14 protein-coding genes and 1 pseudogene are annotated in these 10,544 nt (G+C 38.7%); 11 read left to right on the top strand and 4 right to left on the bottom strand.

Features of this window, described 5'->3' with window-relative positions:
• The 8 genes from ACEYV4_RS07425 to ACEYV4_RS07390 form a co-directional block, all read left to right on the top strand.
• On the top strand, positions 1 to 315 hold a 315-nt coding region (locus tag ACEYV4_RS07425; RefSeq protein WP_373842696.1), incomplete at its 5' end, for an NAD(P)H-binding protein.
• Positions 316 to 328: 13 nt separating this feature from the next.
• Positions 329 to 1,171 (top strand): aldo/keto reductase, encoded by an 843-nt coding sequence (locus tag ACEYV4_RS07420; protein ID WP_373842695.1) that lies wholly within the window; start codon positions 329 to 331, stop codon positions 1,169 to 1,171.
• An 88-nt stretch (positions 1,172 to 1,259) separates the two neighbouring features.
• Positions 1,260 to 2,096, top strand: a complete 837-nt coding sequence (locus tag ACEYV4_RS07415; RefSeq protein ID WP_373842694.1) for a PHB depolymerase family esterase — start codon at positions 1,260 to 1,262, stop codon at positions 2,094 to 2,096.
• Between the two features lie 50 nt (positions 2,097 to 2,146).
• Positions 2,147 to 2,578, top strand: coding sequence for a nuclear transport factor 2 family protein (locus ACEYV4_RS07410; RefSeq protein ID WP_373842693.1), 432 nt, complete (start codon positions 2,147 to 2,149; stop codon positions 2,576 to 2,578).
• Positions 2,579 to 3,133, top strand: coding sequence for a DapH/DapD/GlmU-related protein (locus ACEYV4_RS07405; protein WP_373842692.1), 555 nt, complete (start codon positions 2,579 to 2,581; stop codon positions 3,131 to 3,133).
• Positions 3,134 to 3,554: 421 nt separating this feature from the next.
• Complete coding sequence (locus ACEYV4_RS07400; protein ID WP_373842691.1) at positions 3,555 to 3,758, top strand: hypothetical protein; 204 nt, start codon at positions 3,555 to 3,557, stop codon at positions 3,756 to 3,758.
• Between the two features lie 147 nt (positions 3,759 to 3,905).
• A complete protein-coding gene (locus ACEYV4_RS07395) occupies positions 3,906 to 4,157 on the top strand; it encodes a toxin-antitoxin system (protein ID WP_373842690.1) in 252 nt (83 codons plus the stop codon).
• Positions 4,158 to 4,160: 3 nt separating this feature from the next.
• Positions 4,161 to 4,469, top strand: coding sequence for a type II toxin-antitoxin system RelE/ParE family toxin (locus tag ACEYV4_RS07390; RefSeq protein WP_373842689.1), 309 nt, complete (start codon positions 4,161 to 4,163; stop codon positions 4,467 to 4,469).
• Between the two features lie 81 nt (positions 4,470 to 4,550).
• Here the strand turns inward: ACEYV4_RS07390 and ACEYV4_RS07385 are convergent, their stop codons facing one another.
• Positions 4,551 to 6,257 carry a plasmid pRiA4b ORF-3 family protein gene (locus ACEYV4_RS07385; protein ID WP_373842688.1) on the bottom strand — a complete coding sequence of 569 codons (1,707 nt, stop codon included), beginning with the start codon at positions 6,255 to 6,257 and terminating at the stop codon, positions 4,551 to 4,553.
• Positions 6,258 to 6,354: 97 nt separating this feature from the next.
• A complete protein-coding gene (locus ACEYV4_RS07380) occupies positions 6,355 to 7,269 on the bottom strand; it encodes a DMT family transporter (RefSeq protein ID WP_373842687.1) in 915 nt (304 codons plus the stop codon).
• Positions 7,270 to 7,469: 200 nt separating this feature from the next.
• Between ACEYV4_RS07380 and ACEYV4_RS07375 the strand changes: the two genes are divergently transcribed.
• A complete protein-coding gene (locus tag ACEYV4_RS07375; RefSeq protein WP_373842686.1) occupies positions 7,470 to 7,964 on the top strand; it encodes a prolyl-tRNA synthetase associated domain-containing protein in 495 nt (164 codons plus the stop codon).
• Positions 7,965 to 8,078: 114 nt separating this feature from the next.
• Here ACEYV4_RS07375 and ACEYV4_RS07370 read toward each other — a convergent pair whose 3' ends face one another.
• On the bottom strand, positions 8,079 to 8,483 hold the full coding sequence (locus ACEYV4_RS07370) for an MFS transporter (protein ID WP_373842698.1): 405 nt from the start codon (positions 8,481 to 8,483) through the stop codon (positions 8,079 to 8,081).
• 33 nt (positions 8,484 to 8,516) lie between these two features.
• Here ACEYV4_RS07370 and ACEYV4_RS07365 point away from each other — a divergent pair.
• Both ACEYV4_RS07365 and ACEYV4_RS07360 read left to right on the top strand, forming a co-directional pair.
• Positions 8,517 to 8,627 (top strand): annotated as a pseudogene (locus ACEYV4_RS07365) (transposase); the annotation flags it as partial.
• 706 nt (positions 8,628 to 9,333) lie between these two features.
• Positions 9,334 to 9,936 (top strand): N-acetyltransferase family protein, encoded by a 603-nt coding sequence (locus ACEYV4_RS07360; protein WP_373842685.1) that lies wholly within the window; start codon positions 9,334 to 9,336, stop codon positions 9,934 to 9,936.
• 241 nt (positions 9,937 to 10,177) lie between these two features.
• Here ACEYV4_RS07360 and ACEYV4_RS07355 read toward each other — a convergent pair whose 3' ends face one another.
• Complete coding sequence (locus ACEYV4_RS07355; RefSeq protein ID WP_373842697.1) at positions 10,178 to 10,426, bottom strand: HAD hydrolase-like protein; 249 nt, start codon at positions 10,424 to 10,426, stop codon at positions 10,178 to 10,180.
• Positions 10,427 to 10,544 lie beyond the last annotated feature (118 nt).

Raw genomic sequence — 10,544 nt, 5'->3', positions numbered from 1 at the left:
ATCACCACGATGGGTATCTATCAAGAAATTCCTGCTTGGTTAGGTGAATCTCCTGATCCATATCATAATATGATTTTACGCCCATATAGAAAGGCAGCCGACATAATTGAAAATAGTGACCTTGACTATACCATTATTAGGCCGGGGTGGTTAGACAACGGAAATGCGGATTATGAATTGACAAAAAAGGGTGAACCCTTTGGTGGCCATGACGTATCACGTTATGCTATTGCTGATTTGGTTGCCAAGATAGTCAATGATCCTAGCTTTGGCAGTCATGAAAGTTATGGGATTAATCGTCCGCAAGCTCATTAAGGAGGAATAAGAAATGGAGCAAACAGTTAAATTAAATAACGGCAACCAAATGCCGGTTTTAGGTTATGGTGTTTTTCAAATTCCAGAAGAACAAACTAAAGGAGTCGTTTTAGAGGCTTTAAAAGACGGCTATCGTTTGATTGATACTGCCGCTGGTTATTTAAACGAAGGGGCAGTAGGTAAAGCAATTAAAGAAAGTGGCATTCCACGTAAAGATATTTTCTTGACAACTAAGCTCTGGGTTCAAGATTATGAGAATGAGCATGCCGTTGATGATGCATTAGGGCGGTTAGGCTTAGATTATATTGATCTCCTGCTTTTGCACCAACCAATGGGTAACTATTACAAGGCATGGCAGACGATGGAAAAAGCTGTTAAAGAAGGTAAGGTTAGAAATATTGGTGTTTCTAACTTTCAAAGTTTTCAAGTACAAGATTTAATGATGCATAACGAGATTAAACCAGTTGTTAATCAGATTGAGATCAATCCATTGAATCCTGAAAACAAGAATGTTAAATGGTTAGAAGATAATGACATTGTACCAGAAGCTTGGGGACCAATGGGTCAAGCACAGCAGGGCATCTTTACTAATCCTGTCTTGACCAAGATTGCTAAAGCACATGGTAAAACTGTTGGCCAGATCATGCTGGCTTGGAATATTCAAAGAGGCGTCGTGGTGATTCCAAAGTCTGTTCATGCTTCGCGGATTAAGGAAAATTTTGGTGCCTTGGGCATTAAACTAAGTGATGAGGAAATGAAGCAAATTGCCAGTTTGGACCAAAAGGATTCCTACTTTAATGGTTTGCTTACACCGGATACGGTTAAAGCCTTAGGCAAGATGACGTTTGACTATTAAAATTGTTAAAAAAAGAAGATGAAGAGGACTGAAAAATTAGAAAGCCAAGTAATTATGGTTACAAATGATGGGATTTAGGTGGTTAGCCATGAAAAAAGGTTATGAGTATTTATTTCAAGTTGATGGTCGCCGTGTTTATGTTTACGGCAGGAAGACTAATTTGGAGCAAAAAAGTAAGCAACTGCCCTTAGTCTTGGACTTAAATTGCACAACGGGCAACCCACAAGCAGAAGCCATGACTAATGGTTGGAAAGACCTGGCACAGAAAGAAAATATGATTGTGGTGGCACCAGAATATGATGATTATGCGACTTATTCAGAAACGACTTTCTTTATGCATGTCATTCAAGCAGCTGAGAGAAGATACCATATCGATGAACACCGCATTTATTCAGTGGGCTTTTCTAATGGTGGTGCTAGCTCAGTAGCGTTGGCCAATACCTATCCCCATTTGTTAGCTGGCATTGGTGCGATGGGCTGGATGATTGGTTATGCACGTAATAAAAATGTGGAAATCCCCTTTGTGTTAATTCAGGGTAGTAAAGAATACATTGACCATCTAGGTGGTAAGACTGCTGTTATGGATGATGAAAAGGTAGCTTTACGTGACCTTTTTACTGGTAATCGAATGATCGGTACACAAAAAGCTGATTATCAAAAATATCCTTATTGGGGTTATAAGCCAGATCGTGTTTATCAAAGGGCAGTCACTTATTTTGATTACGATCCTTATGGCCATGATAAGCGACAAGTAAGAAACAAATTGATTTTTTCTGAGTATTTAAGGAAAGGCTTCAAGTATCCTTTTGCTCGGCTAGTCCTGGTACCTAAGGAAACACATATTCCACATAGTAGCAATGCAAAAATCGTTTGGGATGGGCTTAAACATTTTCAACGTGTGGATGATAAAATTACTGAAAAATAAGAATAAACTTCTGACTTAAAAGAAATTATCTCAAGGAAAGGAAAATAAATATGAGTTTGCAAGAATTAGAAGATAAGGAAGCAATTAGGGAAGTTATCGATCGTTTCTCAACATTAGAAATAGACGTTCGGGCTCAGGCTAAGCTATTTACACCAGACACTAAGATTATAATCTATGCCGGCAATAAAAAAGTGCTGGAAATTAATGGGAGTAAAGAAATGGAAGAGAAGTTTGGGGCTGCTATGGCTAATGCTAAATCTTCCTATCACATGAATGGCCAACAAGTAATTGACCTAAAAAATGATCATGAAGCCACGGATATCCATTATTGTCAAGCAACTATTGAAAATGAAGAAAATGGCAAAAATGTATTGAATATTAGTTCCATTCGTTATATTGATACTTTGGTTAAACAAGGTAATAAATGGCTAATTGCCTCTCGTGAACAGCATATTGTTTTTAATGAAAAAAGAGGTTTTTAAATGAATATTTTTAATGAAATTGCGAATGGCACAATGGTTGATATGTATTCTGATGAATACCAAAAGGTCGTAGTACCAGAACTGCATCGAGCTGATGATGTACTATTTAAACTCAACCATACTCGTCCACGTACACCAGAACAAGAAGAAGCTTTTAGTCAACTTTTTGCTGGTCATTACCCAGCTGGGTTAACGATAATGACACCTACTCAGATTGATTTTCCGCAACAATTCAAAACACATGGTCATGTTTTTATCAACCATTCTTTTACGGCAATGGCAATTGCTGGTATTGAGATTGATGAAGGAACACAGATTGGACCTCATGTTTCCATTGTTACGGATAATCATGATTTAACGGAACACAATATTTTAAGATGCAAACCGGTAAAACTAGGTAAAAATGTCTGGGTTGGTGCTAATGCTTTAATCTTGCCTGGTGTTACCATCGGTGCTAATGCTGTAATTGCGGGCGGTGCAGTTGTAACTAAAGATGTGCCTGCAAATAGTATTGTGGCTGGTTGTCCAGCAAAAGTAATTAGAAAGATCGAATGAGGGAAAATATGGACGAATAAACTGTTTTATTGGGATGGGGGATCGATTCTGTCCTATGGCTATCTAATAAAAAATTTAACAACTGCAGTAGCAGAACATTTTATGATATTCTCTTGGGCAAGGACAAACCTGCTATTAATATTTTGGAAGATCTCAACTTTAATCGGCGTGATCATCTCCCTGTTTGTGTTTCTCTTCAAGGCGATATTTATTGTGTTGATATGAAAATAAATAGGTATATAAATTTACTCATTTACCGCACCAAACGGGTACTCTCGGCTTTAGAAGTTCATCCTGATGGGGCTGTGTTACTTCCGCTGCTTCTGGTCATGGTTGCTCAGTAGCTGTGCTTGATCCTAAAGATGGTTATGTGCTTCAAGAGCTTGCTAACCCTCCGAAACTGAAAACAGGTTATCCAGAGATGGACAAATATCAACGGATCTTATTTGGTGGACCTTTTTGGGGCTTTACACTTGCTAACCCGTTACAGTCATTTCTTCAGAAGGCTGACTTTGCCGGCAAGTCGGTCTACCCGTGGGTCACTTTCTATGATCATGACGAGAAGTATCTAGGTGACTTGAAGGCACGTTACATAATGGTCAGGTACACGACTTACTGGAATTGACAATAGGGACGTTAAACAATGAGCACCTGCTCAACCAGGTCCTTGACGAATGGCTGAAGGAAATTAAAGGTTGATAACTTAAAGCCTGGGTGATTACTTGGGCTTTTATTTATAATTATGATATAATTATAAAAAGAGGATGAGTAGATGAAAAGCCAACCAATTAAATCAAGAAAGCAGGGTACTTCACTGATGTTAACCATCCCTGCACAATTTTGTGTTGCCGAAAATACGTTTTTTGAACCTCAATTATTGAATGATGGAACTATTCAATATAAACCGTTGCCATCACCTGCACAGATTGCCCATGATCGGGCGTTGATCGAACAAAGCTTTGATGATGATTTGTTAGATGAAAAACAAATGAAAGCAAAATTTAAGAAGTATGGATGGCAATGATGAATGAAGGTTAAATATACGAATCATTTTGCTCAGTCTTTGCAGCAAATTATCTTTTATTGGATTAATAATTTGCATATTAGTAAAGATAAAGTTCAACGTTTCGTTAGGCAAATCGAATATAAAATTGATTTATTAAAACACTTTCCTAAAATGGGACAAGATGTAACAGAATTATATCAACTAGAGCGACCGACCTATCGACTCTTAATTGGGAAAAGTTATGAGATCTTTTACCGAATTGATGAACAACACCAATTGATAATTATTGGTTCGATTTTTAGTGCGGATCAGATGAAAATAAAGTTTTAGTAATTTAATGTACGAAGACTCCAATAATGTCAACAAAAGCAGGTACCACGAGCTAACCACTCATAATACCTGCTTTTATAATTAGTATCCTCCTTGCAGTAAGTCATTAATCTTTTCTAGGTCGAATTGGTTAAGATCAATCAGTGGTTCACCCATCCATTCCTTCAGATCCGGGTCAACGTGACCGGTTTGGTAATCGTCATAGTAGGCTTGTAGGGCACCAACACCACCAATGTCCTCAACGATGCCGTAACCTTTGCCGGCAAGAACCTGGGCATTTTCAGGGCCGGGCTTGTTAATGATTTTACGAACGTGGACCGAAAATTCCCAGCTATCGCCAAAGTCATAGGTGAAAAGAAGTCGATCACCAGTTTTAAGCGAAGAAACATAAGCCTTATTTGCGTCCTTAATATTCACATTGGAGAACGATGGAAGCATTTCGTCCATTTCTTCAGGTAATTCGAAAACTTCATTTGTTTTTTTATTGCGCAGACTGTAAAGGTGTTCAAAGAAGCCATGAAACATGATAATGATGGTCTTTTCAAGGTCGTTTAAACTTTTGTCGCCACTGATGATGAAACGTCGCCAAGTTGACGGGCGAAAGTCGTTCAGCTTAACTCGAAATTCATAGGTTTTATTGCTAGGGATTAAAGGTTTCTTGGCTGGTTGGGTGGAGAAACGTTTTTTCTCTAGCAACTCCATGTTGTCTTGGATGTCTTGAAGCATCAGCTGAATGGTATCTGGATGATCTCCAAACAGTGAGGTTAATTGCTTAACAAAATATGTAGCCCGTTCGCGTCGATTACCGAAGCCAAGGGATTCTCGCGCAGTGTGTTGAAGGTTTAGGAAAATATGATGACTATCACTTTTACGAATAATTCCGGTCTTACTCAAAAAACGGTAAAAACCAATTAAGAGATCTTGGTAAACATCATAATTATCAGGAGCTTTCATTATGGAATCGTAATAGTAGGCGTTGGCCTCAGTAAGGCTGGTGGTAACAAGAGTAACTGGCCCGGTTAAAAGGTAGTGGTTTAAAAAGTCGTCGAGAAAGTCTTCTGACATTTCAAGCGGCCACTCAAAAGATGCTGGTAGAGTAGCGATGTATTGCTTAATCATTTGACGGTTATTACGCTGGATTTGCTTAACAATTTGTTGATTTTGTTTAGCCTCTTGCCATTCATATTCTTTCCATTTGCGTGGGTCATCGAAGTGAGGCTTGATGGTCACATACTTAAATGTAGGCTTTGGTTTACCGGGCTTGTCTGGGAAAGCCTCATTGACAATTTGAATTAGTCTGCGTGCAAACAAAGATTCCGGTTTTGTCTCTAAGAGGTGAGAAATAGCAATGGAAAGGTGTGCTAATCGATCTTGGCTTTGTTTGAATAGGCTGACGTCGTCCAATAGTTCCGTGATTTCTTGGGGATGCCGGTTGATATATTGCCGATATTTCATTAACGAAAAATCTGTTGCTGATGAGGTATAGCGAAAAGTTAGGTCTGCTGTTGCTATTTCCTTGATTTTAGCTTGTTGGTCTTCGGTTAGGTAATCAAGCTTTGAAATGGTTTTACTAAATATTCGTGCAAATTGCTTAGTAGTTAGTGCTTTGGTAATGATTGAAAAACCGGTAATTTCTTCAACGTATAAGTAGTACGACTTTCGTTCAATCACGATTGGTGCAACAAACCAGGTCGTAAATGGCTGTATTTTAATTGTTGTGTTGGATGTCTGAGGTTGCTTTTTACCTAATTTCTTGGTTAGTTCGTTGTTGTAGTAGATTAATGTCATGATTTGGCCCTCGCTTATTTGGTAAATTAACTTGTTAACTAGTCGTACCTTTAATCATATTTTATCAAAAGAACAATCTGGTTTGACTTTGCTACCGTTATTTTTGGTGGATGGTTTTCACTTCATTTGGCCAAGCTTGTAAAAGTGTTGCTAATATAATTAGCCCGCTACCAAGCCAGTCTAAGAGATTGAAAGGAGTACTTAAGAAAAAGACCGCTAGCAAAGTGGCAATCAACGGTTCAAAGGCGCCCAACATTCCCGTTGTACTAGCAGCAATAAAATTAATACTAGCAAGATAAAGAGTATAGGCTAACAGGGTACCAAAAATAATGATAAAAAGAATCATTAAGATATCAGTTGTATTCATTACTGGTGTTGGCATTGTCCAATAAAGGGGAAGAAATGCTAAGCCGGCAATCAGCATTGACCAACCTACTATAGTGATTGTTCCAAAATCTCGGAAAAGTTGACTAGGCATAATGGTATTAATTGCTTCGGCAACGGCAGCTAAAAGTCCCCAAGTAAGGGCGAGTGGGGAGAGAGCTAATTGGTTCAAATGGCCATTAGTTACAAGAAGCAAGGTCCCTATTAAGGCAATAATGATTGAAATTACATCAATCCGTCGTGGTAGGGACCGTGTTCGCAAAGCCAGATAAGAAATAATGAAGACCGGTGCCAGGTATTGAATAACAGTTGCCGTCGGAGCATTACTATATTTAACTGCAACATAGTAAGCCAGTTGAGATGCACCCATTCCAACAAAAGAGTAAATGATTAGGTACCAAATCCGTCGCCAACTGCTAAATAGTAACTTGATTTTGCGATAATTAGTTACTAATGAATAGACCACCAGTAAAAGCCCTGCACCGAGGAGCCGCAGTCCAACGAGCCAATATTCATTGATAGATGGGTTCCTAAAAAGAAATTGAACCGCTGCTCCTGAAGCACCCCAAAGTGATGCCCCGGTAATCGCCAAAATTAATCCTTTTGCTTTGTTATTCAAATGACTCACCTTTTTAATGATTGTAAAATTAAGTTCAGTGTAAAAAAGACTGCTATTAGTTTCAAGCTATTTTAAATAATAAGGGAATATAGTTAGTAGAAGTAAGCAACATTGATTAGGCCTATGAAGCAATTCCAAATAATGATGTGTTTTTATCCAATCGGCCATGAATTATAATAGAAATATTAGATAAGTAAGGAGTGATAACGATGCCAATGGGAACTTACCAGCAAGTTAAGGACGCACTGAAGAAGCTGGGAATTACTGACTATTATGTAATTGACCACCCAGCAGCTCACACAACGGAGGAAGCAGACGAGTACATCGCCGGCCACGAGGGTGTACGGACTAAGACAATGTTTCTTAAAGGTAAAAAGAAGAAATACTACATGGTGATCATGGATGATAAGAAACGGATGGACTTCCATGAATTCCAAGATCTGACTGGGGCTAAGCGGGTTTCCATGGCCCGGCCGGAAGCCCTTCAGGAACAGTTGGGTTTAGCACCAGGGATCGTTTCACCATTTGGCCTACTCAATAATAAAGACCACAATGTTAAAGTTTACATTGATAAAGATATTGCTGATGAACCAATTCAGACCTTCCACCCGAATGAAAATACCCACACGATCTTTATCAAGACGCCAGATTTAGTTAAATTCTTGACGGCGATTGACTTTAAACCGGAAATTATTGATCTATAGTTCTTAATTTTCATCATGAAATTTGAAATAGCATATGAAATAGGAAAACAACGCTTAGGCGAGCATTAATGGACTAGTCTGAGCGTTGTTTCTAACTAATAATGAGTATTATGATTATTTCCCAAAAATTTGCGTTTGCTGATGTTTAACCAATCCTACTCCGCTAACGATAATAGTTAATAAAATTAACACTAGGAGGCAAGCTTCAAAAGGGATGTGGTAGGAGTAATAGTCAATTACGATGCCACCAAGCAGTGGACCGATTGCTTTGCCAACTGAGACAAAGGCAGTTAATAAGCCTTGGTACTTATCCTTGACGGTAGCTGGTGACAATTTGTTAATGAGAACGGGGATGGTCGGAAAGGCAGTTGCTTCCCCCAAGGTCAAAGTAGCCATTCCGGGGATGAAATCAAGATAAGTATTGGCCGTTAGCAGAAAGATGAAAGAAAATGCGCAAGCGGCGATGCCAAAGCAGATTAAACAGCAGTCACTATGGATACGGCTGCCTAGCCAGTTGATGATAGTTTGGAAGATAATGATTAAGACCCCGTTAATGGTCCACTTGAAGGAATTAACCGCAAAATTAGGGCTCTTAAACGAATCTGTTATGGATTCGCTAATCAAATATTTTTCTTTTTAAGAATTGATTGCTTATTTGCATAAAAAAGCTTCTCACATTTAAGTGAGGAGTATAAGCCCGCATCAATACCAGTTGACACATAGCCAATTTTTTGACCATTGGTATTACCTCCTTAATTTGCCTATTGAAAAATAAAAAGGGTTGAGAAAAAATCTCAACCCTTTGGTCCTCTAGCTAGTGGTAAACCACTTGAGAGGCTTGGTTAGCATTATTTAATTTAAAAAATCCAAACGATTTATTTCCCTAAAGTATTCTGCTTCTTTCTCGTATGCTTATTTGGATCTTTAACGTTGTTTTATTCTATTTTTTGAAACGGAGCAAGGAAACACAAATATTTGGTTGACGCTTAAAGCAGGTTAAACAGTCTTACCATCAATTCTTGCTGTGATTGGACGTTCATTCGGCGGTGCATGTTGGCAATGTATTTGCTAACTGTTGCTGAACTAGGTCAAAAAATGGTTAAAAATACTGACAAGGACTAATGGCAGTCAATGTTCCCCCGGCCATCTTTTGGTTAACGACAAAGTTATTATCAGAAATGGGGCATCTTTCATCCCGGTGATGTGGTACTGGTTGAGCCTGGCATCAAGTACTGGCACGGTGCTACAAGACAGCATAGGTTTACCCTAGTATGATCTTGAATGCGAATAAGTCAACGAAAAAAGGTCGAATAGACGTGGGTTGCTTTGTGCATTACACTAAAATAAATAATCAAAAGAAGGCAATCCAATGGCAAAAAATGTGACAATTCGTGTGGCCCGCTTGACCGATGCCCCACGATTGGTTGAAATTTATGCACCATATGTAAAGAAAACAGTCATTACTTTTGAATATACCGTACCAACCGTGGATGATTTTCGACAGCGAATGGCGAATACCTTGGTTAAATATCCTTATATTGTGGTAGAACAAGGTAATCAGGTGGTCGGTTATGCCTATGTTGGCCCTTTTGTTGGACGGAAAGCTTATGATTGGAGTGTGGAAACTTCGATTTACATTGATCCAGAATGTCGACATAATGGTATTGGCGGACAATTATATGCAGCCCTAGAGAAAATTCTTAAGGAAATGGGAATTCTAAACCTGAATGCTTGCATTGGTTATCCGGTTGGCAAGGATGATAAATATCTAACTAAAAATAGTGCCCAGTTTCACCGCCACCTTGGGTATCGATTAGTAGGTGAATTTCACCGGTGTGGTTATAAGTTTAACTGTTGGTACGATATGATCTGGATGGAGAAAATGTTGGGTGACCATCCCCAAATTGCCCAACCGATTAAAAACTTTAATGATGTTCGGGCAATAATTGCTAAGAAGTATGGCATTAAGTAATTTTATTAGGCCATTAAGGGCTAGTGCAGCCTTAATGGCCTAATTGATATTTGATGTTAATATTTGAGTTTCACGTGGAACGATATAAAGAAAATTTTGCTAAAAATTTCAAGAAATTTGACGCACGTTTATATTGATTTTAGTTATATGAACTGTTTTCTTTCGGCAATTATTTCACAAATCGTGAAGCAAAGTGGCGAAAATTATAAGAGCCAACAAGCTTGACAATCAGCCATGCGTTTTAATTTTCTTCAACAGGATCATTCTTTTGTTGTTTATTGTTAAGAAAAATTATTCTTAACAATTGTCGATAGTCGCTCACTCCACCTGCTTGTGTCTGATCCTGAGGGTGAAACCAAATACTGGCAAGCTTAGCCCGGCTAGCACCTATAATGTCTGCTTGTTTGCTGTCGCCAATCATTACAATGCTGCTTTGGGCGTTGGCTGGTAGTTGGGCTAATAAACGTTCGTGAACTACTCGGTCATAAATGACCGAGCTTCTGGGAACGCGAAGTAGTATTTAGGATATTACACTGGTATTCCAGCTACCTAACTTACAGAACTCCGTTCTTTTACCAAGGCTAGTTCCTAGCCAACGGCTTTTAATC

Origin of the sequence: Limosilactobacillus sp. (assembly GCF_041859915.1) — a bacterium.
GTDB lineage: Bacteria > Bacillota > Bacilli > Lactobacillales > Lactobacillaceae > Limosilactobacillus.
Note: the sequence above shows the minus strand (reverse complement) of the source record. Positions and strands in the feature narration are given on the sequence as shown.